26 protein-coding genes are annotated in these 25,642 nt (G+C 64.3%); 10 read left to right on the top strand and 16 right to left on the bottom strand.

Features of this window, described 5'->3' with window-relative positions:
- Nucleotides 1-56: 56 nt before the first annotated feature.
- Entirely contained in the window at nt 57-482 is a 426-nt protein-coding gene (locus JG743_RS11545) for a VOC family protein (protein WP_202300318.1), read from the bottom strand.
- A 66-nt stretch (nt 483-548) separates the two neighbouring features.
- Between JG743_RS11545 and JG743_RS11540 the strand changes: the two genes are divergently transcribed.
- Nucleotides 549-1,175 (top strand): TetR/AcrR family transcriptional regulator, encoded by a 627-nt coding sequence (locus tag JG743_RS11540; protein WP_202300317.1) that lies wholly within the window; start codon nt 549-551, stop codon nt 1,173-1,175.
- Here JG743_RS11540 and JG743_RS11535 read toward each other — a convergent pair.
- Nucleotides 1,108-2,064: a LysR family transcriptional regulator gene (locus JG743_RS11535; RefSeq protein ID WP_202300316.1), complete on the bottom strand. Its 957-nt coding sequence runs from the start codon at nt 2,062-2,064 to the stop codon at nt 1,108-1,110. The genes JG743_RS11540 and JG743_RS11535 overlap by 68 nt on opposite strands.
- A gap of 110 nt (nt 2,065-2,174) precedes the next feature.
- On the opposite strand from JG743_RS11535, the gene JG743_RS11530 reads away from it, so the two are divergent.
- The gene (locus JG743_RS11530) at nt 2,175-2,819 is read left to right on the top strand and encodes an FMN-dependent NADH-azoreductase (protein ID WP_202300315.1); all 645 of its coding nucleotides are present in this window, start codon (nt 2,175-2,177) and stop codon (nt 2,817-2,819) included.
- 89 nt (nt 2,820-2,908) lie between these two features.
- Here the strand turns inward: JG743_RS11530 and JG743_RS11525 are convergent, their stop codons facing one another.
- The 3 genes from JG743_RS11525 to JG743_RS11515 form a co-directional block, all read right to left on the bottom strand.
- The gene (locus JG743_RS11525; RefSeq protein WP_202300314.1) at nt 2,909-3,202 is read right to left on the bottom strand and encodes an HlyU family transcriptional regulator; all 294 of its coding nucleotides are present in this window, start codon (nt 3,200-3,202) and stop codon (nt 2,909-2,911) included.
- 67 nt (nt 3,203-3,269) lie between these two features.
- Entirely contained in the window at nt 3,270-3,908 is a 639-nt protein-coding gene (locus JG743_RS11520; protein ID WP_202300313.1) for a TetR/AcrR family transcriptional regulator, read from the bottom strand.
- A 210-nt stretch (nt 3,909-4,118) separates the two neighbouring features.
- Nucleotides 4,119-4,781 carry a PadR family transcriptional regulator gene (locus JG743_RS11515; RefSeq protein ID WP_202300312.1) on the bottom strand — a complete coding sequence of 221 codons (663 nt, stop codon included), beginning with the start codon at nt 4,779-4,781 and terminating at the stop codon, nt 4,119-4,121.
- A 270-nt stretch (nt 4,782-5,051) separates the two neighbouring features.
- Between JG743_RS11515 and JG743_RS11510 the strand changes: the two genes are divergently transcribed.
- Nucleotides 5,052-5,309: a DUF2798 domain-containing protein gene (locus JG743_RS11510; RefSeq protein WP_202300311.1), complete on the top strand. Its 258-nt coding sequence runs from the start codon at nt 5,052-5,054 to the stop codon at nt 5,307-5,309.
- A gap of 52 nt (nt 5,310-5,361) precedes the next feature.
- Here the strand turns inward: JG743_RS11510 and JG743_RS11505 are convergent, their stop codons facing one another.
- The 5 genes from JG743_RS11505 to dnaG form a co-directional block, all read right to left on the bottom strand.
- Nucleotides 5,362-5,742: a thiol-disulfide oxidoreductase DCC family protein gene (locus JG743_RS11505; RefSeq protein WP_202300310.1), complete on the bottom strand. Its 381-nt coding sequence runs from the start codon at nt 5,740-5,742 to the stop codon at nt 5,362-5,364.
- Between the two features lie 74 nt (nt 5,743-5,816).
- On the bottom strand, nt 5,817-6,110 hold the full coding sequence (locus JG743_RS11500; RefSeq protein WP_202300309.1) for a GYD domain-containing protein: 294 nt from the start codon (nt 6,108-6,110) through the stop codon (nt 5,817-5,819).
- Between the two features lie 205 nt (nt 6,111-6,315).
- Nucleotides 6,316-6,888, bottom strand: a complete 573-nt coding sequence (locus JG743_RS11495; RefSeq protein ID WP_210388522.1) for a hypothetical protein — start codon at nt 6,886-6,888, stop codon at nt 6,316-6,318.
- Between the two features lie 38 nt (nt 6,889-6,926).
- Nucleotides 6,927-8,957, bottom strand: coding sequence for an RNA polymerase sigma factor RpoD (rpoD, locus tag JG743_RS11490; RefSeq protein ID WP_202300307.1), 2,031 nt, complete (start codon nt 8,955-8,957; stop codon nt 6,927-6,929).
- A 363-nt stretch (nt 8,958-9,320) separates the two neighbouring features.
- Nucleotides 9,321-11,252: a DNA primase gene (dnaG, locus tag JG743_RS11485; RefSeq protein WP_202300306.1), complete on the bottom strand. Its 1,932-nt coding sequence runs from the start codon at nt 11,250-11,252 to the stop codon at nt 9,321-9,323.
- Between the two features lie 297 nt (nt 11,253-11,549).
- Here dnaG and JG743_RS11480 point away from each other — a divergent pair, with 297 nt between their 5' ends.
- The 3 genes from JG743_RS11480 (at nt 11,550) to JG743_RS11470 (ending at nt 14,834) form a co-directional block, all read left to right on the top strand.
- On the top strand, nt 11,550-13,214 hold the full coding sequence (locus JG743_RS11480; RefSeq protein ID WP_202300305.1) for a Na/Pi cotransporter family protein: 1,665 nt from the start codon (nt 11,550-11,552) through the stop codon (nt 13,212-13,214).
- 107 nt (nt 13,215-13,321) lie between these two features.
- On the top strand, nt 13,322-13,531 hold the full coding sequence (locus tag JG743_RS11475; protein WP_202300304.1) for a DUF2061 domain-containing protein: 210 nt from the start codon (nt 13,322-13,324) through the stop codon (nt 13,529-13,531).
- A gap of 121 nt (nt 13,532-13,652) precedes the next feature.
- A complete protein-coding gene (locus tag JG743_RS11470) occupies nt 13,653-14,834 on the top strand; it encodes an MFS transporter (protein ID WP_202300303.1) in 1,182 nt (393 codons plus the stop codon).
- A 90-nt stretch (nt 14,835-14,924) separates the two neighbouring features.
- Here the strand turns inward: JG743_RS11470 and JG743_RS11465 are convergent, their stop codons facing one another.
- Entirely contained in the window at nt 14,925-15,482 is a 558-nt protein-coding gene (locus JG743_RS11465; protein WP_202300302.1) for a GNAT family N-acetyltransferase, read from the bottom strand.
- 125 nt (nt 15,483-15,607) lie between these two features.
- On the opposite strand from JG743_RS11465, the gene JG743_RS11460 reads away from it, so the two are divergent.
- Nucleotides 15,608-16,612, top strand: coding sequence for a hypothetical protein (locus JG743_RS11460; RefSeq protein ID WP_202300301.1), 1,005 nt, complete (start codon nt 15,608-15,610; stop codon nt 16,610-16,612).
- Between the two features lie 19 nt (nt 16,613-16,631).
- Here JG743_RS11460 and JG743_RS11455 read toward each other — a convergent pair whose 3' ends face one another.
- A complete protein-coding gene (locus JG743_RS11455; RefSeq protein ID WP_202300300.1) occupies nt 16,632-17,081 on the bottom strand; it encodes a GatB/YqeY domain-containing protein in 450 nt (149 codons plus the stop codon).
- Between the two features lie 266 nt (nt 17,082-17,347).
- Between JG743_RS11455 and carA the strand changes: the two genes are divergently transcribed.
- Complete coding sequence (gene carA / locus JG743_RS11450; RefSeq protein WP_202300299.1) at nt 17,348-18,553, top strand: glutamine-hydrolyzing carbamoyl-phosphate synthase small subunit; 1,206 nt, start codon at nt 17,348-17,350, stop codon at nt 18,551-18,553.
- Nucleotides 18,554-18,566: 13 nt separating this feature from the next.
- Here carA and JG743_RS11445 read toward each other — a convergent pair whose 3' ends face one another.
- Nucleotides 18,567-19,835: a TCR/Tet family MFS transporter gene (locus JG743_RS11445; protein ID WP_202300298.1), complete on the bottom strand. Its 1,269-nt coding sequence runs from the start codon at nt 19,833-19,835 to the stop codon at nt 18,567-18,569.
- Between the two features lie 166 nt (nt 19,836-20,001).
- A complete protein-coding gene (gene ypfJ / locus JG743_RS11440; RefSeq protein WP_202300297.1) occupies nt 20,002-20,931 on the bottom strand; it encodes a KPN_02809 family neutral zinc metallopeptidase in 930 nt (309 codons plus the stop codon).
- Between the two features lie 204 nt (nt 20,932-21,135).
- Here ypfJ and JG743_RS11435 point away from each other — a divergent pair, with 204 nt between their 5' ends.
- Nucleotides 21,136-23,187: a hypothetical protein gene (locus JG743_RS11435; protein ID WP_202300296.1), complete on the top strand. Its 2,052-nt coding sequence runs from the start codon at nt 21,136-21,138 to the stop codon at nt 23,185-23,187.
- Nucleotides 23,188-23,208: 21 nt separating this feature from the next.
- Here JG743_RS11435 and JG743_RS11430 read toward each other — a convergent pair whose 3' ends face one another.
- The gene (locus JG743_RS11430; RefSeq protein WP_202300295.1) at nt 23,209-23,397 is read right to left on the bottom strand and encodes a hypothetical protein; all 189 of its coding nucleotides are present in this window, start codon (nt 23,395-23,397) and stop codon (nt 23,209-23,211) included.
- A gap of 99 nt (nt 23,398-23,496) precedes the next feature.
- Nucleotides 23,497-23,952: a manganese-binding transcriptional regulator MntR gene (mntR, locus tag JG743_RS11425; RefSeq protein WP_202300294.1), complete on the bottom strand. Its 456-nt coding sequence runs from the start codon at nt 23,950-23,952 to the stop codon at nt 23,497-23,499.
- Between the two features lie 254 nt (nt 23,953-24,206).
- Between mntR and JG743_RS11420 the strand changes: the two genes are divergently transcribed.
- Nucleotides 24,207-25,568 (top strand): Nramp family divalent metal transporter, encoded by a 1,362-nt coding sequence (locus tag JG743_RS11420; RefSeq protein ID WP_202300293.1) that lies wholly within the window; start codon nt 24,207-24,209, stop codon nt 25,566-25,568.
- Nucleotides 25,569-25,642 lie beyond the last annotated feature (74 nt).

Here is a 25,642-nt window from a genome sequence, read left to right as displayed (position 1 = left end):
ATGGCCAGACCACGGCCACAGAGGCCGGAGCCGCTGCCGACACTTGCTGCCATCGCTCAGACGCCCGCCGCGCCCTCCGCGAATTGCCCCAAAAACTCCTCGCTGGGCGGGATCGGCTTGATGACGTCGATCAGCACGCCGTTCGGGTCGCTGGTGATGAAATGGCGCTGGCCGAAGGCCTCGTCGCGCAGCGAGCGCAGGATTGGCAAGCCGGCAGCCACGATCCGCTCATAGATCGCATCGGGGTCGCGAACCTCGAAATTGATCAGCAGGCCTGACGTGCGGCCCCGCCCTTCCTTGGGGATGCTCTCATGGTCGCCCTGGACGATGCCGAGATTGACGCGCCGATCCTCGGGCGACTGCAGATGCACGTGCCAGTCGCTCTCGAACAGCGCCTTGAAGGCGAAATGCTTGATATAGAAGGCTTTCGTGCCGCCAACGTCGCCTGTCATGAGCACCGGATAGTAGCTCGTCGTCTTCATCTTTCCTTCTCCTGTCACATAACATACAGTCTGTATGTAAATTGAAATAACATACAGGCTGCATGTATGCAACAAGAGTCCACGCGTCGTTCCAACCGCGACCGCACCGAGGCGACCCGCGCCGACCTGATCGCCGCGGCGCGAAAGCTGTTCACCGAAAAATCCTATGCCGAGACTGGCACGCCGGAGATCGTTGCCGCCGCCGGTGTCACGCGTGGCGCCCTCTATCACCACTTCGCCGACAAGCAGGCGCTGTTTGCCGCTGTCGTCGAGCAGGAGGCGGCCGCGGTGGCCGAGGAGATCGAGCGCGCCTCGCCGCCCTCGCTTGGCGCCCGCGATGCCCTGATCGCCGGTTCCGATGCTTATCTCGCCGCCATGCGCGCGCCCGGCCGCACGCGGCTGCTGCTGCTCGACGGACCGGCCGTGCTTGGCCGTGCCGCGATGGATGAAATCGACGACCGGCATGGCAATCGCTCGCTGCGCGAAGGGCTCGTCGCGGCGATGCGTGAGCAATCGATGACGCGATTGCCGGTGGAGGCGCTGACCGCATTGCTGGCTGCCGCCTTCGACCGCGCCGCGCTCGCCGTCGAGGCCGGCGCTTCAGCCGAGGACTACCGCGCCGTGCTCATGGCGCTGATAGATGGGTTGTCTCCAGCTCTTCGTCCGGCACCTCGCCCGGCTCGAACTCGTTGAAACAGCCGAGCCCTCGCTTGAAACGATCGATCAGCCAGGCCGCTGCCGGCTTCGGGCTGCTGTCGTTGCGATGCATGGCAAACAGCGGTGAGCGCGCCTCCCTAAACACCTCCAGGTCGAGTTCCACCAGCCGGCCGCTTGCCAGATCGTCGGCGATCAGCCAGCGCGGCAGTCCGCCCCAGCCCAGCCCCTCCCGCATCAGCATATGCTTGGTGCGCATGTCGGTCAGTCGCCAGGTGCGGTAGGCGAAGACGCCAAAGTCGCGTCCCTTGGTGCGTTCGGACTGGTCCGTGACGACAAGCTGCGTGTGTTCGCGCACATCTTCGATCGCCAACGGTTTCGGCAGCAGCGCCAGCGCGTGGCTGGGCGCGGCTGCCAGCACCATCGACATGAAGCCGATGCGCACGAGGTGGACGTCAACCTCGCCCAGCAGGCCGCCGATGCCAAGATCGGCCTGCCCGCTGACGACATGATCGGGAATGACGCCCAGCGAGCCAATATGCAGGCGCAGCATCACGGTTGGAAACTGCGCCTCGAACGCCTTCAGCACCCGCACCAGCACCGGCGAGGGCAGCGCCGCATCGACCGACAGCGCCACTTCGGCCTCCAGCCCGTGATGGTGGCCATCGACGCGCGAACGCATGCGCTGCAGCACGCCGATCATGCGCCTTGCATCCTCCAGCATCGCCCGGCCAATCTCGGTTAGCTGCGGCTCGCGCGTGCCCTCACGCTCGAACAGTTTCAGCCCGAGCTGCGCTTCCAGATTGGCAATGCCGTAACTGATGACGGATTGGGCACGGTTCAGCTTGCGGCCGGCGGCTGAGAAACTGCCTGTGTCGGCAACCGCCACCAGGATCTGCAATTGGTCGAGCGTTGGATTCGGCTGCATCGTTGTATCCACAAAATGGATGGATCGTATAGAAAATATACCAGTTTTTCGAATGGATCGAAAGGCCCATATCAAGCGGGACAGATTATTCCAACCCACTGGAGAGCCCCATGTCCATTCTTCTTGTCACCTCGAGCCCGCGCGGCGCTGCCTCGCACTCAACCCGCATCGCCACCGAGCTTGCCGAAAAGTTGCTTGCCGCCGATCCGTCGAACACGCTTGTCGTGCGTGACCTCGTCGCCAACCCGCTGCCGCATATCGACGCCGACTATTCGACCGGCATCTATACGCCCGCGGAATCGCGCACCCCGCGTCAGGCTGAAGTCGTCGGCGTTTCCGACGCTGCTCTCGACGAACTGTTCGCCGCCGACACCATCATCCTGGCCACCGGCTTCATCAACTTCGGCATCTCCTCGACGCTGAAGTCCTGGGTCGATCACGTCGCACGCTCCGGCAAGACCTTCTCCTATGGCGAGGGCGGCCCGAAGGGCCTCGTCACCGGCAAGAAGGTCTATGTCGTGCTGGCTTCGGGCGGCATCTACTCCGAGGGTGCTGCCGTGCAGATGGATCACGCCATCCCGTATCTGCGCTCGGTGCTCGGCTTCATCGGCATGACCGATGTCGAGGTCATTCGCATCGAAGGCGTCGGCATGGGCCCGGATGCGGTCAATGCCGCGCTGGCCAAGGCGACGGCCAAGGTCGACGCGGTGGTGGCGGCGACAGCGGGCACTGGAAACGTCGCCGCTGCGGCGTAAGCGTCAGTCGCTACTCATCGGAATTGAAAAGGGCAGACGCCTTTCAGCGTTTGCCCTTTTCTCCTCGGAAAAACCTGCAGCGGCCGGTGTCAGCCGAAGATCCTCTCGCCCTGCTCGTCGACCAGTTGGATGCCCTTCTTGATCGAGATGTCGACGGCATCGTCCAGGCCGGCGAACCTATCGGCGCGGATGAAGCGGTGCTCCTTCAGCACGCCATCGATTTCCTTCGAGACCACGCCGCAGGTCTGGTACTGGCCCTCGGCCTTGTAGGGCGTGGCGCTGATCAGGAATCCCTTGTGCTCGACCTGCTTTGCCGGCGCCGCGCTCTTCGGCTCGCCCGCGTCGCCGCCGCCACCCCCGAAAAGCCTTTTCAGAAAAGACATGGTTCAAATCTCCACTTTCACCTCGGCGCGCGGTCTTCGGCGCCGCTTATCACTATCGCATTGGAATTCACGACGATGCCGCGCCAGCATGATCCAATGTTCCGCCCCGTTCCAGCCCCTTGATGAAGACGGCGACCAGGAGTTCGATCTGCTCCCATGTCTCGTCCGCCAGCCGCCCGACAGAGTTTGCATGGCCGCTGGTGACGATGCCATGCACGCTTGACCACAAGGTGCGGGCGGCGATCCGCAGCCGGCTTTCCTCGAGGCCGAAGCCACCGTCGGCGAGCACGCGGGCGATGATCTGCAGCAGATCGCCGAGCCGCGCCTCATAGGCATCCGGCTCCGCATGGGCCGGCTGGCGGCGGTTGAAGGCGAGCAGGGCCGGCCAGCTTATAGGATGCGCCTCCACGAACCTCACGTAGGCGCGCGCCAGCGCCAGCAGGCGTTGCCGTGTGTCGGTCACCCGCGCCCGGTCAAGCTCGGCCATGGCCTCAGCACCGGCCTCGCCCAGCCGATCGAGCAGCCGCATGTTCACGGCGCGATGCAGATCGTCGATATCCCGGAACAGGTTGTAGATGGAGCCGACCGCGATGCCGGCCTCGGTGGCGACGGTCCTGGCCTTCAGGTTCTCCGCCCCGCCCGCTTCGATCAGCTCCTCGGCGATGTCGATGACCCGCTCGCTGATCTCTTCCCTGTCCAGCGCCAAACCTGTCTCTCCGTGAATCTAGCTGCCGCCGCAATGCGATAGCGGCTGACGTCTACCATAATCCGATGCCCGTGAACAGTGTTCAAAAATACTTTGAACGGCGTTCACACCAGCAGGAATGACTGCCGGCAGACGCGTCCCGGATACGCGCGGCTCCAGCAACAAAAAAGCCCGGATCTCCCGGGCTCTTTTGCTTGGCTGATGGCGAATTCAACGGCGCGACAGCGCCTCGAGCGCCTCGGCGGCGTCTTCCAGGATGCTCATCGCCTGGGCCTGCTTGTCTTCCGGCGCATCGACGATCTCGCTGAGCGCCGCGCGCAGCCGGTGGCGAACGGCGCGGAAGGCGTCGCGCTTTTCATGGCGGCCACGCCGGCCACCCTCCTCGCTATCGTCGTTCCAGCCGAACCAGTCGCGCGCCTTGGCCATCTTGCGGCCGAAGCGTTCGAGATGGTCGAGCACGTGGTCGATCATCTCGCGGTTCTCGTCGAGATGCGCCTTGCCGGCCTCGGTGATCGAGAACACCTTCTTGTTGCCCTCCGCCGAGGAGGTGGCATAGCCCGCCTCTTCCAGGAAGGTCAGCGTCGGATAGACCACGCCCGGGCTCGGGCTGTAGATGCCGCTGGTGCGTTCCTCCAGCGCCTTGATGATGTCGTAGCCGTGGCGCGGCGCCTCGGCCAGCAGCGACAGCGTGATCAGCTTGAGGTCGCCGTCGGCCAGCATGCGCCCGGCGCGGAACATGTCGCCTGGGCCGCCGCGGCCGCCACCCCGCATGCCATGGCCGAACGGACCGAAACCGCCACGGCCGCCGAACTTGCCGGCCATGTGCATGAAAGCGCGCTCGGCGCGCTCGCCGAAAGGATGATGTCTGTGCATGGATTGCTCCTTGAGTTATGTCTTACGATATATCTCAATTAGGTGCCTGACCTCGTCGAGTCAAGATATATCTTACGATGTATCTAGAACCGGCGCCAGCGGGATTGATTTCGCAGAGGCCCGCCGCTAGAAGGCGCTTGAGGGTCGACGACCGCTCCGTAAGCGTCTGACGTCAAGCAACGCATCCATCCCCGGTCTTTCCGGGCAATTGCGCCGCAAGCGGCCAAAGGATGCCTATGCGATCGACCGGACACTTCAGGAAAATCCCAAATGACCACGACCCGAAAGCGCGGCAGGCTGCCCGCGCGCTATGCCGCTTTTCTCAATCCGCTGGTTCTGTCGCTCTTGATGACCTTCATCGTCTCGTTCATCTCGACGCTGAAGAGCCTCGGGCTCCAGCCCGGCCTGCCGGCCGTCTGGCTGACGGCCTGGGGCCTCTCCTGGCTGGTGGCGTTTCCGACGCTGCTTCTGGTGCTGCCGTTGGTGCGCCGCATCGTCGGCTGGCTGTGCGAACCCGCTTCCAGATAGCTGACAAGGCCCGGAGCGAATCCGGGCCTTCTCTCATCGGAGAGCCTGCCGTCTACCAGCGGCCCTTGCGCCGGTTCCAGGCGTAGAGAAGATCGGCGAAGCGATCATAGGCAAGACGCGTCAGCGGCAGCAGGACGGGGTTGCCGAACAGCGCCGCCAGCCAGCCCTCGCCCGGCGTTCTCCGCCACACAGCGATCGCGACATCGGCACCGACCAGGAGCCTGCCTTCAGTATCGGTAGCGTGCAGGCGGCGGCGGATATCCTCCAGCGAGGCGCCGTATCCGGCGAGCGCCGCCGGCTCGAGATTGATGTCGCGGAACTCGATCCGGCCCGCCTTGACCGCCTCGACCAGTCGCCGCTCCTGTCTCGTGATGCCAGCATCGCAGACCGGGCAGCGCGTGTTGTACCAGATGGTGAGCAGGGGCTTCGACATGGCGCGACTATCGGCGAGGCGGCACGGCCCCGCAATATGACGCAGCGCCACGCGGACCCGTACCGCGCCGTGCGCTACCCGAGCGAGGTGATGATCTCGCGATAGGCGAATTCCGGGAATGCCTTCAGGGTCCGTGTCCTGACGCTGCCGCCCGCCGACAGCATCAGCGCGAAGCGCGCGAGCACCGCGTCGTCCGGCGCCTCGACCACCGCCACCATGTCGCATTCGCCCATGGTCAGATAGAACGCCTTGAACGATCCGCCCATCTCGCCCAGCTGTTTCTTGGCGGCATCGAGCCGCTTCGGTGACTCGCGCACGTTCCTGGCGCCCTGCTCCGTCCAGTTGAGCAGCATGATGTAGGTCGTCATGGCATACCTCCCTCCGGCGCCACGGAGCACGGCTCAGGTCATTGACCTCCACCGGGGCGGGCATCCGGTTTGTCGCCCGGAAAAATGCATCCGACATGGAAAGTATCCTCCCGGCCGGCACCATCTTCAAGAGCAGTGCAGAGAACAAAAAGGGCGCCGATGGCGCCCTTTTGAAGTGCGTGAGCCTTGCTTGAGGAAAACACAGCTAATGAACAACATCAATTGTCGCCGCAAAAAGCCCGTCCGCCGTGCCGCGCCCGGTCAACATCACGCGAGTGCCCTGATGAAGTGTCTTACGAAAGTCGTCCGGGACACCGCATAGAGTGCCGGTCATCATTGGCATGCCCGCCAGATCAACTCTGTTCGAACAGCGGAATGACGAACCCCCTATGCGGTCTACAGAAAATTCGAGCTGCGTATCCTCCCCCATCAGTGCCGCCAACAAAAGCGGGTATGCAGTCAGGAGAGTTGCACGGACAAAAACCCCAAAAACGAAAGGCAACACAAGAACGCCGAACCCGGAAAGAACGAGGGTCTTGAAGGATACGTCCCAAGCCTGAAACGCTCGGAAGTCCTTTAAGAACTTTCTGCAGCAAAGAACGAATATTAAGCAGCCGGCCGGTATGGCTATCGATTTCGCGATCATATCGTGGTCGCTCACATAAGCTTGCGACGGCACGAAGGAATGACCGAAAATCATGGCTCCAAGTAGAGCCAATAGGTGAATTGCAAGACCGGCCAGGCAGAAAACGAGTATCGGTGGGAGGAGGCGGCGCAATGACCGTCTCTCTGTTGCCTCCCCCACGGAAGCCTAGCCTAACTGTCCAGGAAGCTCCTCAGCTTCCTGCTCCGGCTCGGGTGCTTGAGCTTGCGCAGCGCCTTGGCCTCGATCTGGCGGATGCGCTCGCGCGTCACCGAGAACTGCTGACCGACCTCTTCCAGCGTGTGGTCGGTGTTCATGCCGATGCCGAAGCGCATGCGCAGGACACGTTCCTCGCGCGGCGTCAGCGACGCCAGCACGCGGGTCGTCGTCTCGCGCAGATTGGCCTGGATCGCCGCGTCGATCGGCAGGATCGCCATCTTGTCCTCGATGAAGTCGCCAAGATGCGAATCCTCCTCATCGCCGACAGGCGTTTCGAGCGAGATCGGCTCCTTGGCGATCTTCAGCACCTTGCGCACCTTTTCCAGCGGCATGGCCAGCTTCTCGGCCAGTTCCTCCGGCGTCGGCTCGCGGCCGATCTCGTGCAGCATCTGGCGCGAGGTACGCACGATCTTGTTGATCGTCTCGATCATGTGCACCGGAATGCGGATGGTGCGCGCCTGGTCGGCGATCGAACGGGTGATCGCCTGCCGGATCCACCATGTCGCGTAGGTCGAGAACTTGTAGCCGCGGCGGTACTCGAATTTGTCGACCGCCTTCATCAGGCCGATATTGCCTTCCTGGATCAGGTCGAGGAACTGCAAGCCGCGGTTGGTGTATTTCTTGGCGATGGAGATGACGAGGCGCAGGTTCGCCTCCACCATTTCCTTCTTGGCGATCGCGGCTTCCCGCTCGCCCTTCTGCACCTGGTTGACGATCTTGCGGAATTCCAGGATCGAGATCGCCGTTTCGGTGGCGAGGTTCTGGATCTCGGCGCGCAGGTCCTTGATCGTGTCCTTCTCGTTCTTGGTGAATTCCTTCCAGCCACGCGAGGTCAGATTGGCGATCGAGCGCGTCCAGTTCGGGTCGAGCTCGGAACCCTGGTATTCCTTGAGGAACTCCTCGCGGCGCACGCCATAGCTTTCGGCGAGCCTGAGCAGCTTGCCCTCGTTCTGCACCAGGCGCTTATTGATGTCGTAGAGCTGCTCGACCAGCGCCTCGATGCGCGCAGTGTTGAGCGACAGCGACTTCACCGCCTTGATCAGCTGGTCCTTCAGCTCCTTCAGCCGGCGGTCCTGGCTGGGCGACAGCGTGCCGGCGGCGGCCAGCCTGTTCTCGACCTGCTGGTCCTGCAGCTTGCGGAGCTTCTTGTAGGTGTCGGCGATGACGTCGAGCGTCTCCATCACCTGCGGACGCAGTTCCGCTTCCATCGCCGCCAGCGACAGGCTCGCCTCGTCCTCGTCGTCCTCGTCCTCTTCCAGCCCGCGCGTGTCGCTGCCGACATTGGTGATGTCGTCTTCTTCCTCGCGCGCGGCGCCGCGGCCGCGCGGCTTTTCCTCGGCCTTGGGGGCTTCCTCGATCCGCTCGACCACCGGCGCCTGCTTGGCCTCGGGCCCGGCATAGGTGGCTTCCAGATCGATGATCTCGCGCAGCAGGATCTTCGATTCGTTGAGCTCGTCGCGCCAGATGATGATGGCCTGGAAGGTCAGCGGGCTCTCGCACAGGCCCGCGATCATCGTCTCGCGGCCAGCCTCGATGCGCTTGGCAATGGCGATTTCGCCCTCGCGCGACAGAAGCTCGACCGAGCCCATCTCGCGCAGATACATGCGGACCGGATCGTCGGTGCGATCGGTCGGCTCTTTCTTGGTGGTCGTGGTGGCGACCGCGGTGCCCGTCTGCTCGGCGAGCTCATTGGCGTCTTCCTCGGCGTCGGCGCTAGAGTCGCCGCCTTCCGGTTCCTCGCCCTGCTCGTCGTCCTCGACCACGTTGATGCCCATGTCGGACAGCATCGCCATCGTGTCCTCGATCTGCTCGGAGGTCACTTCCTCCGAAGGCAGCACCGAGTTCAGTTCGTCCATCGTGACGTAGCCGCGCTTCTTGGCGGCCTTGATCATCTTCTTGACAGCATCATCGGAAAGGTCGAGCAGAGGGCCATCGGTGGCGCCTTCACGTTCGGTCTCGACCTCTTCCTTTTCCTTTGTCGCCATTCTTTGTCGTCTCCAAGCGGCTTTCTAGCGAAGCCGCGTAAGCTGCCGTGCCGGTCAAATCGAATGCGCTCACACCAGAACGCTCTTCACCGGGCCAATAACCGCATCTCTCGTTAAGTCCAGATTGACCCTGATATCTGTGGCAGGCGCTGCGCCTGTCCAGTGACCAGTACCTCACATCGCTCATTTCCCGTCGACGCCGGGTACGGGTTAACGTTTCGAATCGTCCTGATTCCGCCATTCTGCCAGAAGGTCAAGCGCCTCTCGCATGATTCGCATGAAAAAAGCGAATCAATTACCCGACTTAGCGGCGTCGTTTCGACGCGGGACATTTCCATTTCGCTGTTTGGGCAGGTTTGGACCCTATACGCGTCCGACCCTGCCCGAGGACACGCCGAACCCTTCGATCAGCGCTTCCGTTGCCTGCACATCGTTGAATTGCGCCTGAATCTCGACCAGATGCCGGAAATTTTCGTCCGATGGATCCGCGTCGAGCGCTGCCTGCGCCTGTTTCAGCTCTCTATGTAAGGTGCGCGCGCTGCGCTGCAAGTGCAGCGCCTGGTTGAAGGCGTCGCGGGCATCCTCGAGCGCGGCGGTTTCCAGCGCCGGCCATTGCCGGGCGCGCTTGATCAGCGCCACCGCGCGCTCCCAAACCTCGCCGCAGCCAGCACGCTCGATCGTCGCGATCACGGCGCCGCGGTCATTGGCCATGTCATGCGCCATCGCATCGAGGATGGCGGCATGCAGCCGCCTCAGATCGCTGTTGGCAAGGTCGAGGAATTCGACATGCGCGAAATTCTCGTCGATCAGCGCCGGATGGTTGATCAGCGCCACGATGATCGTCGCCTCGCGCACCGACATGCCCTCGCCGCGCTTGACCAGCGCCGAACGGCCGAGGCTTTCGGTGATCGCGGTGCGTCCGCCCCCACCCTTGGCGAACTGCCCGCCGGGCGCGGGCTTGCCCTGGCCGCGCTCACCCGGCCGTCCGCCAGCCTGGCGCGCTCCGCGCTGCGAGCCGAAGAAACTCAGCACTCGCTCACGCATCTCCTGTTGGTATTCGTAGCGCGTGCTTTCGTCACGGATGCGGCTTGCTAGCTCGCGCAGCGTTTTTCCAAGTTCGGCGCGCCGCTCCGGCGTGTCGAAGACGCCGCCCGCCGTCTCGCGCATCCACAAGAGGTCGACCAGCGGCCGCGCGTCGGCGAGCACTGCGCGGAAGGCGTCCGGCCCCTCGGCCTTGACCAGATCGTCCGGATCCTTTCCTTCCGGCAGTAGCGCAAAGCGCGCCGAGCGACCGGGTTGGACCGCAGGCAGCGCCATATCCGCGGCCCGCCAGGCCGCCTTCAGCCCGGCCTTGTCGCCATCGAAGCAGAGCACCGGCTCGCCGGCCATGCGCCACAACAGCTCGAGCTGGTTTTCGGTGAGCGCGGTGCCGAGCGGCGCCACGGCATTCTCGAAGCCGGCCTGCGCCAGCGCGATCACATCCATATAGCCTTCGACGGCGATGACCGTGCCGCCTTTCGCCAGGGCCTTGCGGGCGCGGGCGAAATTGTAGAGCACGTTGCCCTTGTGGAAGAGCTCGGTGTCCGGCGAGTTCATGTATTTGGCGAGCGCGTCCGGCGCTAGCGCGCGGCCGCCAAAGGCGATGATCCTGCCGCGCGAATCCGGGATCGGGAACATGATGCGGTCGCGGAACCAGTCGTAGGAGACCGGGATGTCGTCGCCATGCCGCACCAGCCCGCAGGCCTCGATGTCTGCCTTCGGCACGCCTCTTGCCGCTAGATGCTCCTTCAGCGCGTTGCGGCTGTCCGGCGCATAGCCGAGCCGGAAGGACTGCTGCGTCGCCGGCGTCAGCCCGCGGTCCCTTAGATACGCGCGGGCCTTTGCGCCCTCCGGTCCCTGCAGCCGTTGCTCAAAGAAGGCGGTCGCCATCTCCATGACATCCGTCAGGCTGGCGCGTTCCTTCTCACGCCGTTCCTCCTGTTCGTCGCGAACCGGCATAGGCACGCCGGCCATGCCGGCGATCTTCTCGACCGCCTCGGGAAAGCTCATGCCGTCGAGCTCGGTCAGGAACTTGAAGTGGTCACCCGACACCGAGCAGCCGAAACAATGGTAGCGGCCCTTCTTGTCCTCGCAATGGAAGGACGGGCTCTTCTCGCCATGGAACGGACAGCAGGCCCAATAGTCGCCACGCGACGCATTGGTCTTCTTCCTGTCCCACGCGACGCGCTGACCGATGACCGAGGAAATCGGCACGCGGTCGCGGATCTCGTCGAGAAAGGCAGGTGGAAAGCGCATGGGGAACTCTTTTCCCGTCCATATAAGCACGCTTGTCGGACCGCACGACCCCAAATACCGACGATGCCCGGTTTCCACAGGGCAAAAGCAAGGCGGCCGCTGACGGCGGCCAATGGCTGCGCTTCACCGCCTTGCATCCATTTCCGACACGCCCTGTCGCGCACCAACCTGCACCGATGCGGCAATTTTTATTATCCGGCTAAAAGCAATCGGAGTATTCTCGGCGCTTGCAATGTCCATGATTCGCACGTTCATCTGGTCACTTGTCGCCACCTTGTCCGGATCGCGAGGCCGGGCATGAGCGGTTCGGTCGTCCTTCTGCATCTGGCCGGTGCGGTGGCGCTGATGCTGTTTGCCACCCGCATGGTCAAGACGGGCGTCGAGCGCGCCTATGGCGATGCGCTGCGCCACAGGCTGCGCGCCACCATGCGCAACCCGCTGATGGCGGTTCTGGCAGGTTGTGGCCTGTCGGTCGCGCTGCAGAGCTCCACCGCCGTCACCTTGCTGGTCGGGTCCTTCGCCGGCGCCGGCATCGTCTCCGGCATGTCCGGCCAATTGGCGGTGCGCGGCGCCGAGATCGGCTCGGCGCTGGTGGTGAAGCTCCTCACCTTCGACCTGTCCCTGCTCGTGCCGGTGTGCCTGGTCGCAGGCACAGTGATGTTCATGGCCACCGAGCGGCGCGACTGGCGCCAGTTCGGCCGCATCATGGTCGGCATCGGTCTGCTGCTGTTGTCGCTGGAGATGATCGGCCAGGCGTCGGAGCCTCTACGCCAAAGCAGGCTGATGCCGCTGATCGTCAACTACTTCTCCGGCGATTTCGTCACCGCCTACCTGCTCGCCGCGCTGGTCACCTGGCTGTTCCACTCCTCCATCGCCGCCGTTCTGTTACTGGTGACGCTGGCCGGCCGCGGCTTCATCCCGCCCGAGCTCGGCATCGTGCTGGTGCTCGGCGTCAATCTCGGCTCCTCGATCATAGCGCCGCTGCTCACCCGCAACGCCGATCCGGGCGTGCGCGTCGTGCCGATCGGCAACCTGCTGATGCGCGGCATGGGCTCGCTGCTCATGCTGATCCTATTCATGACGGTAAAGCCGCCGGTCGGCTTTCTCGGCGCCACCGTCCCCGACCAGATCGTCAACGCCCACATCCTGTTCAATGTCGTGATCCTGCTTGCCGGCCTGCCGCTCGCCGGTCTTGTCTACCGCGCCTCGGAAAAGATCGTAGCGCTCGGCACAAAACCGGACCCGGCTTCGGCGCTCGACATTGTCGAACTGTCGGCACTCAACGAAGGCGCGCTTGATACGCCGAGCCAGGCCCTGGCCAACGCCACCCGCGAGGTGGTGCGGGTCTGCGAGATGGTCGAGATCATGCTGAAACGCATCATCGAGCTTTACGAAAGCGCCGACGCCGACAAGATCAAGGCGCTGGCCGCGCTCGACGACCGTGTCGACAAGAAGCACGTTGCGATAAAGCTCTATCTGGCCAAGGTCACCAAGAACCCGCTCACCGAGGATGAAGCGCTGCGCTGCCAGGAACTGATCGGCGCCTGCGTCAAGCTGGAACAGGTCGGCGACATCATCGTGCGCAACATGCTGGTGCATGTCCGCAAGAAGCTCGAGCGCGGGCTGGAATTCACCCCTGAGGGCTGGCGCGAGCTCAGCGCCTTCCATGCCTCGGTGCTCGCCAATGCCCGCCTTGCCTTCAACGTCCTGGTCTCGCGCGATCCCGAGGCCGCCCGCCAGCTGGTGCTGGAAAAGGACCGGCTGCGCGACCGCGAGAAGGAAACCAGCGCCAGCCATTTCGTGCGGCTGCGCGACGGCACCGCCAAGAGCGTCGAGACCAGCTCGATCCATCTCGACACCATCCGCGACCTGAAGCAGATCAACTCGCTGCTCGCTTCCATGGCCTATCCGGTGCTGGAGGAGCGCGGCCTGCTCGGCGGCTCGCGGTTGAAGGCCGGCTGAGCTGGCACGAAATCGCGGCCCCATCATCTCAAGAAAATTAGCCTTTGCTCATCCTGCTGTCGGTCGGCTAGAGATCGGGTCAGGCCTAACCGGGAGGACAACGGTCGATGGACACCCATTCGCGCAGCTTCGCCAAGGCGCTTTCCTGGCGTGCCACCGGCACCATCGATACGATGATCATCTCGCTGGTGGTGACAGGCAGCATCAAGCTGGCCGCCGCCATCGGCGCCACCGAGGTCGTCACCAAGTCATTGCTCTACTATCTTCACGAGCGCGCCTGGCTCAAAATCCCCTACGGCAGGAAGACCGCCGCATAACAGTGCCGACGCGCGGGCCGGACCCGTCAAGAAAAGCTAAAGCGGCATCGACATTTTCTCCATTGCCGGCGGCCCCCATCCATGGTTTGAGGCCAGCTCATTCGGGATCGCTCGCCGCGCCATGCTGCCCCTCATTGCCCTGTTCATCGCCGCCTTTGCCTTCGGCACCACGGAATTCGTCATTGCCGGCGTGCTGCCGCAGGTGGCGGATGGCCTCGGCGTTTCCATTCCCACCGCCGGCTATCTCGTCTCCGGCTATGCCTGCGGCATCGCCATTGGCGGCCCGCTGCTGGCGCTCGCCACCAAGACCGTCTCCCGCAAAATCCTGCTCATCGGCCTCGCCATCGCTTTCACCATCGGCCAGGCGGCTTGCGCGCTGGCGCCCGATTTCACCTCGATGCTGCTTTTGCGCATTGCCGTCGCCGTGGCGCACGGGGCCTATTTCGGCGTCGCCATGGTGGTCGCGGTCGGCCTCGTGCCGGAAGACAAGCGCGGCATGGCGGTGGCGGTCATCCTCTCCGGCCTCACCGTCTCCAACGTCATCGGCGTGCCGGCAGGCACCGCGATCGGCAATCTCTGGGGCTGGCGCGCCACCTTTTGGGTGATGGGCGCGCTGGGCATGGCAGCGACGGCCGCGATGCTTGCGCTGCTGCCGCGCACGGCTGGATCGTCGAACCGCCCGACGAGCCTGTCGCACGAGGTCCGCGTCCTGGGGCGCCAGCAGGTCTGGACCTCGCTCATCCTGATGCTGATGCTGATGATCGGCCAGTTCGGCCTGTTCACCTACATCACCCCGACCCTGCTCGAAGTCACCGGCCTCGACGAGAGCCTGGTGCCCTGGGTGCTCCTGCTCAACGGGGTCGGCGCGACCATCGGCGTCTTCCTAGGCGGCAAGCTAGCCGACTGGAAGCTGATGCCGTCGCTGATCACCATGCTGTTCCTGCAAGCGGCGATGCTTGCCGTCATCTATGCCGTCAGCCCCTACCCCGTGCCGATGATCGTCGCGATCGTCCTCTGGGGCGGCCTCAACTTCGCCATCGGCGCGCCGATCCAGACCCGCATCCTGGCCTGGACGGCGGACGCTTCCAACCTCGCCTCGTCGCTCATCCCCTCCGGCTTCAATGTCGGCATCGCACTTGCAGCATCGCTCGGTGCGGCCATGCTCAATGCCGGCTACGGCTATCGCAGCCTGCCGGCGGTCGGCGCGCTGGCCATGCTGGTCGCTGTCGTCGTGGCGGTCGCATCGCAGGTCTGGGAAGGACGCAGCCGCGCGGCACCGCCACTGCCGGCGGCGGCGGAGTAGCAATCGCCTCTATTCCCGAAGTCACGATGCGCCGGGAAGCCCAGCAAAACAACGCGTTGTAGCGCCGTCCTGAATCAATTCGTCCGGCCGCTACAGGTCGATCCGGAAGCGCAGGCTCTCGACGCCGCCATAAGCGGCATCCTCGAAGAAGCGGCCGACGAGCTTGCCGCCATTGGCCAGGATCACCTTGTGCGAGGCCGGATTGCCAGGCTCGGCAGTGATCTCGACGAAGGGCAGGCCGACCGCCCTCGCCTCGCCGAGCATCAGCCGCAGCGCCTCGGTCGCGTAGCCGCGCCGACGCTTCCATGGAACCACCGCATAGCCGATATGGCCGAGCACATGCGGCGGCAGCGCCGCCGTGCCGGGTTGCCAGCGAAAGCCGATGGAACCGGCGGCCTCGCCATCCCAGATCCAGCGCCGGAAGCCGGGCAGCCGCGGCACCTTGCTGCCGTCCGGCAAAGTGATCGGCGGCCCCTTGCCCTCGGGGTCGTCGAGGCCGGCGAGGAAGGCAACGGGATCCTCCTCTATCGCACCGAGCTGCTCTCGCGTCGCTTCCAGCAACCGCACATTATCCGGCGACCAGCCGCGCTCCAGCGCCGCCTTGTAGGACGGCAGGTGCTCAAGCGCGGGTTTGACGATCTCAACCATGACGTATTCCGGTTTTCGGGTGTGCAGCTAAACTAGAAGTGTTTCGCCGATCGGTGCGAGACCTTTATGATCGCCGTCGGGTGATTCACCAGAAGAGACGATGCGTCGACGGGGAAAATGAGCTGGTGCGGTTGAGATCTGTCCCGCTGGGTGTCGCCATCCTCGGCCTCCTGGCCGCTGCCGTCGCCCTGACGGTATCGGCCCGATCCTTCGCGGCGCTGCAGCCATCCGACGTTCCGGCCTGGCTGCAGGCCCATGTCGGTGAAGGCGATGGCCAGATTGCAGCAGTCGTCCTTGAGCGGGCGCGGGCGCTTTACCTGAAAAAGGTGGCCGCCGGCGCCGTCAGCAACCCCTGCTACTTCGCCATGGATGCGACACGTCCCGGCGATATGGGCAACGGGGTGCTCGGCCGCCGGTACTATGTCATTTGCGAGGCCAGCCAGTCGTTTCGCGCCATTTCATCGGGTCATGGCGGCGGCCGCAAGCTGAAAGGCATCGTCGATTTTTCAAATGGCAGGCGGTGCTCGAAGAACTTCGGCAATGCCATGGATTCGGAACTGACGGCCGGCGGTGCCTATATGACCCGCGAGGCGAAAACGTCGTTCAAAGGCTATTATCGCACCGGCGCCAGACAGAACGCGGCTCTCCTGCGCACCTTCATACAGTTCGACGGCGAAGGCGAAGCCGCGAATGCAAGACAGCGGGTAATCGGCGGGCACGCAGCGCAGGTGCTGCGCGGCATGTGCATGCGCAAAAGCCCGAACAGCTCATATGCCGACCATGATGGCATGGTGCCGTTCGGCAAGCTGGTGGACTATGCCGGCGGCCGCAGCAATGGCTGCACCAGCTGGTCGCCGGCGGATGCGCAGCAGATCGTCTCGATGGTGAAGGACAATCCGACGACGCTCTACATCTACCCGGAATCGCGCGACATCGCCGCCGTCGCGCAAGCCAAGGCAGGCGGCCACTCGCTGACCGGCATCAACCTCTATTGGAACGCATCCTGCCTGAAGGAGATCGGTTCCCCGAAATTCTGGCCGAAGAAGACCCTCGAGCCGATCATCGCCCAATACAAGAAGGATCATCCGGCGCCGCCGCCGCAGCCGGTGCCGATCTGCACGGGCCCGTAAGGGTCGGCTGCCGCCGACCCTACTGTAGCAGCCCCTTCACGATCGCGCTCGCCTTGCCGAAATCCATCTGGCCGGCATATTTCTGCTTGAGCGCGCCGATCACCTTGCCCATGTCCTTCTGGCTGGCGGCGCCGGTCGCCGCGATCGCCTCGCGCGCCGCCGCTGTCACCGCCGCATCGTCGAGCTGCGTCGGCAGGAAGCCGCGGATGATCTCCATCTCGCCACGCTCCTGTGCCGCAAGTTCCGGCCGCTTGCCGTCTTCGAAGGCCTTGGCCGATTCCTCGCGCTGCTTCACCATCTTGGCCAGGATCTGCAGGATCTCTTCTTCGCTGGCGGCCGGCTTGCCGGCGCCACGATTGGCGATGTCGCGGTCGTGGATGGCGGCCTGGATCAGCCGCAGCGTCGGCAGCCGGTGCTTGTCCTGCGCCTTCATCGCACTCTTCAGGGATTCGGCGATTTTTTCGCGCATCGTACTTCTCCTTCAAACGGCGCGGACAATAACCGTGGCGAACTCGCAAAGCAAATTTCGCCAAGCCACTGATATTGTTGGGTGAAACGAATCCTGAGCGTTTTGGCACGGCATCATTGACCGTTCTGGCGGCTTCCCCTATGTACTCGGCCTTGCATAAGACAATGAATTGATGCGCGCAGGCTCGAGAAATCGCTGCCGCGCCGGATGCTGCGCAGATGGCTGGCCAGGCCGGCCGAAGCGCGCAGCCTGACAGGAGTGCCGCCATGGCCGAGACGACGCCCGCCTGGGCCACCGAGAAGCCGACCGCCCTTTTGGTGCTTGCCGACAGCACCGTCATCGAGGGTCGCGGCCTCGGCGCCACCGGATCGGCCGTCGCCGAAGTCTGTTTCAACACCGCGCTCACCGGCTACCAGGAAATCCTCACCGATCCATCCTATGCCGGCCAGATCGTCACCTTCACCTTCCCTCATATCGGCAACATCGGCACCAATGACGAGGATATCGAGGACCTCAATCCGGTCGCTCGCGCCGGCGCCGTCGGCGCCGTGTTCAAGGCCGATGTCACCAATCCGTCGAACTACCGCGCCGCCGGCCATCTCGACCAGTGGCTGAAGAAGCGGGGCATCGTCGCGCTCTCGGGCATCGACACCCGCGCGCTCACCGCGCTGATCCGCGAAAAGGGCATGCCGAACGCTGTTATCGCGCATGCGCCGGACGGCGTCTTCGACCTTGACGATCTGAAGCGGCGTGCCGCCGCCTGGTCGGGCCTGATCGGCCTCGACCTCGCCAAGGATGTCACCTCGGGCCAGTCTTCGGTCTGGCGCGAGACGCCCTGGGCCTGGAACGAGGGCTTTGGCGAGCAGGATGAACCGTCGCTGCACGTCGTCGCCATCGACTATGGCGTCAAGCGCAACATATTGCGCCTGCTTGCCGGCCTCGGCGCCAAGGTCACCGTCGTGCCGGCCAAGACTGGCGCCGAGGAAATCCTCGCCATGCAGCCGGACGGCATCTTCCTCTCCAACGGTCCCGGCGATCCGGAAGCGACCGGCGAATACGCCGTTCCCGTCATCCAGGACCTGCTCAGGACCGACATCCCGGTGTTCGGCATCTGCCTCGGCCACCAGATGCTGGCGCTGGCGCTGGGCGGCAGGACCGCCAAGATGCACCAGGGCCATCACGGCGCCAATCACCCGGTCAAGGACCACACCACGGGCAAGGTCGAGATCGTCTCGATGAACCATGGTTTCGCGGTCGATGCCGACTCGCTGCCCGACGGCGTCGAGGAGACCCATGTCTCGCTGTTCGACGGCTCGAACTGCGGCATCGCGCTGACCGGCCGGCCGGTGTTCTCGGTCCAGCACCATCCTGAGGCCTCGCCCGGCCCGCAGGATTCGCACTATCTGTTCCGCCGCTTCGTCAATCTGATCCGCGAAAAGCGCGGCGAGGAACTGCTGGCCGAGCGCGCCTGATAGGTCAAGCTCCTCAGGCCGTCTCTGTCACCGCGTCCTGCGCATGTATGCGCTCGACCTCCTTCGGCGTCGGCTTGGCCACTTTCGTGACGAAGACGACAACCGCCAGCGTGAGGAAGACGGCGCCAAGCAGATAAGGTGCCCCACCAAACTCCACCGGCGCGTTCGGACCGGTGAACCAGGAGAAGATCGCCGTGTAGAGCAGCGGCGTGATGATCGAGGTGATCGAGAAGATCGAGGTCATCGCGCCCTGCAGTTCGCCCTGGGCCGAAGGCGGCACCTTGGCGGCGGCGAGGCTTCTTAGCGGCGGGTCTGCCAGCGCCTCCAGGCAGCCGGCGACAATCACCGCATAGATCATCCAGCCCTGCGTGGCGAAGGCATAGCCGAAGGCGCTTAGCGCGGTGAAGGTGAGGCCGATCGCCGCCGTCTTCCACTCGCCGAGCTTTGGAATGACGCGCGGCAGGACCGTCGCCATGACGATCGCCCCGCACAGGCCGAAGGCGCCGAGCGAGAAGCCGATCTGCTGTTCGCTCCAGCCATAGCGGTAGTTGGACACGAACGACCAGACCGCCGGATACATCATGTGGCCGAGCGTCATCAGGAAGAAGACCAAGCCGATCCAGCCGATGCCCTGGTAGTTGCGCATCTGGATCAGCGTGCCGACCGGGTTGGCGCGTTTCCATTCGAAGCGGCGCCGGTGCTTGTCGTCGAGCGTCTCCGGCAGCAGGAACAGCGCGATCAGGAAGTTCACCAAGGCCAGCCCGGCGGCGAAATAGAACGGCACGCGCGGCCCGAACGTGCCGAGCAGCCCGCCCAGCACCGGCCCGATGACGAAGCCGACGCCGAAGGCGATGCCGAGCAGGCCGAAATTCTTCGCCCGGTTCTCGTCGGTCGAGATGTCGGCGATGAAGGCGGACGTCGTCGAATAGCTGGCACCGGAAATGCCGGCCAGCACCCGCCCGATGAACAGCATAGGGTAGGACCAGGCGACGGCGCAGATCAGATTGTCGATGGAGAAGGTGAGCACCGAGGCGAGCAGGATCGGCCGCCGCCCGAACCGGTCGCTCAAGCCGCCGATGACGGGGGCGAAGAAGAACTGCATCGCCGCATAGACGAAGAACAGCCAGCCGCCCTTGATCGCCGCCTCGCTGACGCCGACACCAGTCAGTTCCTGCAGATAGGCCGGCAGCACCGGCATGATGATGCCGAAGCCGATGACGTCGAGGAGCAGCGTCGTGAAAACGAGCGCAAGGCCCCGCTTGGCGGTTTTCGGGTCGATCATGATGGCGTCAAGCTCCTCGGCCGCCTTGGAGCGAAGGCGGGTGCACGTTATAGGCGAGCCCGCCGCCAAGAACAATAAGGGAACGACGGCAACTGCCTCATCCTGACATCAGTTGTCGCGACGGCCGATCCGATCGCCGTGGGAGCAAACGAAGCGGACGGATCGCTCAGATCGGGTTGTTGAACGTATCGCAGTCCGAAAGCTTGCCGCTCTTGTAGCCGCGCGCCAGCCAGGTCTGCCGCTGCTGCGAGGTGCCGTGGTTGAAGCTTTCCGGCACCACATAGCCCTGCATCTTCTTCTGCAGCGTATCGTCGCCGATCTGCTTGGCGGCGTTGAGCGCCGATTCCATGTCGCCCTGCTCGAGGATGCCCTTCTGCGCGGTGAAATGCGCCCACACACCGGCGAAGCAGTCAGCCTGCAACTCGACCTGCATCGACATATGGTTGGCGTCGGCCTCACTCATGCCTTGCCGCATCTTGTTGAACTTGGGCAGGATGCCGGTGAGGTTCTGTACATGGTGGCCGACCTCATGGGCGACCACATAGGCGCGGGCAAATTCTCCCGAAGCGCCGAACTGCTGGTCGAGCTGCTGGAAGAAGGTCATGTCGAGGTAGACCTTGTGGTCGCTGGGACAATAGAACGGTCCCGCCGCCGAGGATGCGAAGCCGCAGGCTGAGCGGATCTGGCCGCTGAAAAGCACCAGCTTCGGATCCTCATAGGTCAGGCCGTTGGCCTGGAAGATGCCTTTCCAGGTGTCCTCGGTTTCGGCAAGCACGGTCGAGACGAACTGTTTCATCTCGTCGGAAGCCGGAGCCCCGCTGCCGCCGCCTTCGCTGCCGCTGTTGTCGGTGATCTGGCCGCCACCGCCCGGCACGCCGCTGTCGCCGCCGCCCAGTATCTGCGACGGATCGAAGCCGAAATACCATCCGGCGAGCACGACCAGGATGACGATGAAGATGCTCGTACCGCCGCCGGCGCTGCCGCCGATCGGGACGCGGAACTGGCCGGGGCTGCCGCCGCCGAACCCGCCGCCACCGCCGGTGTCGCTGCGCTCGTCCTCGACATTGTCACTCTGACGACGGCCTCTCCAGAGCATGGCAACTCCCCGTGATGCAAATTTCCAAACAGCCAGGACGGCATACTTGTGCCCGTCAGACCCAACAAACAATTATCCCAATGGTTGCGGCAAGTCACAGTATTTTTCGCCTTACGAATGGCGCTGGAATGAAGGTTTCACAGCTCTGGCCGAGACAGGGCAAGGCCTGTAGCATGCCACCGGGACAAGGGTTGCGAGGGGCGCTTGCGGACGATCTGCCGTTTCCTGCTTTTGCTGGCGTTCGCCGGTTTCGGCGTTGCAGCGGCGCATGCCGTCACGCTCGATTCCAGCGTCGCCGTCACCGATGCCGAGACCCTGCAGGCACTCGAGCGTGGCGGTCTGTCGATCAGCCGCCTGCTCGGCCCGGCGATCGGCTTGACGCGCGATGTCGACAATCGCGGCCTGTTTTCGGTGCGCGCGCTGACCCCGGTGCGCAACGCCGTCAAGCAGGAGATCGCCGACGAGCCCGCGGCAAGTCCCGACCCCTATGTCGCGGCGCTGGCGAAGTCGAAGGACTCGAGCCAGAAGTTCAACCCGAAATACATCGACGACAACGGCTCGACGCTGGACCTCACCGGGGTCGTCAACCGCATGGACCGCGGCTATCTCGGCCACACCGAATGCGGCGAGATCAGGCTGATCTACCGCTTCCATTATTCGGTCGAGGAGAAGCCCAGAGAGCGCGTCTCCTCGCGCTTACCGCTGACGATGAGCCTGGTGTTCAACGCCAAGCCGACGGTCGCAGCGGGCCGCGCCTCCAAGGATCGCCCGCGCGCCGCCGATGTCTCCTGCGCTGACGTCGCCAAGCGTTGGCTCGCCGCCGGCGGGAGAGACCTTCCGCCCGAGCAGCTTGCGGCCTGGCTGCGCTCCGACGAAGGCCCGCTGTCGGGCGCGATGCTCAATTCCTCGCAGATCATGCGGTTGGAGCTCAACATGCAGGTGCTGCGCCTGTCGGCTTCGACGCGCCGCGATTTCGGCGGCCATGCCGAATATCTGCTGAAGATCTTCAAATGGGACCCGGCCACCGCCACCTTCCAGGAATCGCGGATGGAGAACCAGATCGACCGCAAGACGGTGCTCGCCGACAGGCAGGCCTTCGCCAAATGGCTGCTCACCGACCGCAACATCTACGATCTCGACCGCGGCCGGCTGGTCATCGACGAAAAATTCCTGGCGACCAGCGCAATCTCCGTGGCGCCTGGCGGCATGACCCGCTCCCAGAACAACATCGCCTATGGCCTGCTCGACGATGCCACCGTCGACAAGGCGTTGCGGGACTATGTCGCCAGGGGCAACACGCTGCGCACCGTGAAGTCGGTGGCCGGCTTCGACCTGCGCCTCAACGAGATGAGCTGCACCGGCTGCCACCAGACGCACGGCATCGCCGGCTTCCACTATACCGGCGCCGACCCGGCCAGCGAGCCGCGGCGCAACGCCGTCTTCGTGCCGGGCTCGGCGGTCTTCTTCGCCGACCTGCCGCGCCGCCTTGCCATTGTCGAGCAGTTCGCCGCCGGCCGGCATCCCGATTTCAGCAAAGGTTTCGCAGCCCGCCCGGACGCGAAATTCGCCGACGCGCTGAAGGGCACCGACCTTTACAACGGCTGGGGCTCGATCTGCTATCGCGGCACGGATCAAAGCTTCAAGGACTGGACTTGCGGCGAAGGCCTGCGCTGCGCCGGCGTCCACGAAAGCGCCATCCATCCGGGCTTCGGCACCTGCGTCAGCGAGGCCGGAACCGCGGTTGGCGACCCCGTCGAGTTCGGCGAGATCCGGATGTCGACATGGGGCAGCGACCAGTATTGCAGCCTCTCACCAGCGACGGCCAAAGCCTGCGCCATCGACCCGGCCAGGGACAAGAAGCCGCCTATCAAGCTTGCCGGCTACGGCGCGGCGCGCCAGCGCTACGACAATCCCGAGCAGAAGACCGGCGGCTTCCCAGGCGGCATGCTGCGCAAGGCGAGCTGCGACAAGCTCCCCGAGGAAGCGAGTTGCGGGCGGCTCGCCAAGACCGGCTTCAACGACTGCATCGGCTCCGGCAAGGATCACAAATATTGCACCAGGGAATTCACCAAGACCGCCGGCCTGCGCGCCTGTGACAAGGCGCATCCCTGCCGCGAGGACTATATCTGCACAGCCGGCTATGAAGACCTGGCCGAGGCCAAGCCCGGCAAGGGCACCTGCATTCCGCCCTATTTCATCTTCCAGTTCCGCGTCGACGGCCATCCGCGCAGCTGGGTGCAGGACACCGAAGAGTGAACTTGCTGTCAGCAGACAGTATCAAGACTTCTGCTTGGTGCCGGCGCTCTTGCCGTCGGAGCTTTTTGAGCGCTCTTCGAACCGCGCGGCGCCCTTTTTCAGTGGCCGGCCGGTCTTCGCTTCCGTCTTGCGCTCGTCCTTTGCCGCCGCCTGTCTCAGTCCCTTTGCGGCCTGCTTGCCCTTTGCGGTCGGTGCCTGTTCAACGCCCATCACTTCCTCCCTTGGCGCGGCGATCGCGCGGGAGAGCAACGCTCTGGACGTATGACGGTTCCGGAAGTTTCGTCCGCGGAGGTCGACGGCTGGCGAGGTTCAGCGCGTCGCGACCATCGCCTTGCGGAAGGCCTCGAGCGTCTCGGCGCTGACATGGTGCTCGATGCCCTCGGCATCGATGCGCGCCGTCTCGGCGCTGACGCCGAGCGAGCGCAGGAAGGCTTCCACCGTCTGGTGGCGAATGCGGCTTTCCTCCGCCACCTTGCGGCCGGCCTCGGTCAGGAACACGCCGCGATAGGGCTTTCGTGACACCAGCCCGTCGGCGCACAGCCTGGTCAGCATCTTCGCCACTGTCGGCTGCGCGACGCCGAGCCTGGCGGCGATGTCGACCTGCCGTGCCTCGTTGCCGTCCTCGATCAGGTCGGCAATCAGCTCGACATAGTCCTCGACAAGCGCGCTGCGGCGCGCTTCGCGCGTCTGCCGGAAGCCCGCCGAATGGACATCGGCGTCCGGAAGCGGCTCTTCGCGTCGAACCGGTCTGTTCCTCAGCGCCAATGCGCGCTCCTCCACGCTAACCGCGAGCCAAGTGCTCGCGACGTTGAATCGGGTCCGTAGTCATAGCACGGACCCCGACTATCTGGCCGTTTATTTGCATTCCGCGGCGGGCGCAACGGGGTCTGCGCCCCGTCCGTCCTGTCGATTGGCGTCGTCGCAAAAAGCATAAACAATGAAACATAGCCTATTGCATAATGTTGAGCCATGTCGTAAATAAAGAGTACCTTTCGACCCCTTCCAGCGGAAAATCCTCGATGTCCGACGCAGAAGCCATATCCAGATCCGCGTGGCGTTTTGCCCGGCCTGACGAGGATGAGCAGCCCAGCCTGCGCGAGGTCAATGCCTCGATCGCCGTGCCGCAGACCGGCATCTGGTTCCGCCGCCTGTTCGCCTTCATGGGCCCGGGCTACATGGTTTCCGTCGGCTATATGGACCCGGGCAACTGGGCAACAGACCTCGCCGGCGGCGCCCAGTTCGGCTACACGCTGCTGTTCATCATCATGCTGTCGAACCTGATGGCGATCCTGCTGCAGGCGCTTGCCGCCCGGCTTGGCATCGCCACCGGCCGCGACCTCGCCCAGGCCTGCCGCGCCTACTATCCGCGGGAGGTGAATTTCCTGCTGTGGATCGCTTGCGAACTGGCCATCATCGCCTGCGATCTCGCCGAAGTCATCGGCACGGCGATCGCGCTGCAGCTGCTGTTCGGCATTCCGCTGATCGGCGGCGCCATGCTCACCGCGCTCGATGCCTTCCTGGTCCTGCTCCTGATGAACAAGGGCTTCCGCTACCTCGAGGCCTTCGTCATCGCGCTGCTGATCATCATCTTCGGCTGCTTCGCCATCCAGATCTTCGCCGCCGCGCCGCCGGTCGGCTCGATCCTGCATTCGATGTTCGTGCCGTCGACCGAGATCGTCAGCAACCCGGCGATGCTCTACATCGCCATCGGCATCATCGGCGCCACCGTGATGCCGCACAATCTCTATTTGCATTCCTCGATCGTGCAGACCCGCGCCTATGAGCGCACCGACCGGGGCAAGCGCGACGCCATCAAATGGGCAACCACGGACTCGACCATCGCGCTGATCCTGGCGCTGTTCGTCAACGCCTCGATCCTGATCGTCTCGGCGGTGGCCTTCCACGGCACCGGCCACCAGGACGTCGCCGAGATCGGCCAGGCCTTCGAGCTCCTCTCGCCGCTGCTCGGCCTCGGCATCGCCTCGATCCTGTTCGCCGTGGCGCTGCTCGCCTCCGGCCTCAACTCCACGGTCACCGCGACGCTCGCCGGCCAGATCGTGATGGAAGGCTTCTTGCGCCTGCGCATCCCGCAATGGGCGCGCCGCCTGCTGACGCGCGGCATCGCCATCGTTCCGGTGGTGTTCGTCACCGCGCTCTACGGCGAGAGGGGCACCGGCCAGTTGCTGGTGTTCAGCCAGGTGATCCTGTCGATGCAGCTGCCTTTCGCGGTCATCCCGCTGGTGCAGTTCGTCTCCGACAAGAAGAAGATGGGCAATTTCGCCATCCCGCGCCCGGTCGCCCTGCTCGCCTGGGTGGTTGCCGCCGTCATCCTGGTGCTCAATTTCAAGCTGCTCTACGACACCATCGCCGGCTTCGGCTGAGAACAATGCATGTCGCCAAAAGCGCGCGGCGATTTGGGACGACGACATGCATATCGCTTAGACGCGCGGCACCG

It is taken from the genome of Mesorhizobium sp. 131-2-1, from assembly GCF_016756535.1.
GTDB lineage: Bacteria > Pseudomonadota > Alphaproteobacteria > Rhizobiales > Rhizobiaceae > Mesorhizobium.
The sequence above is the reverse complement of the archived record's forward strand: the minus strand, read 5'-3'. Positions and strand labels throughout refer to the sequence as shown.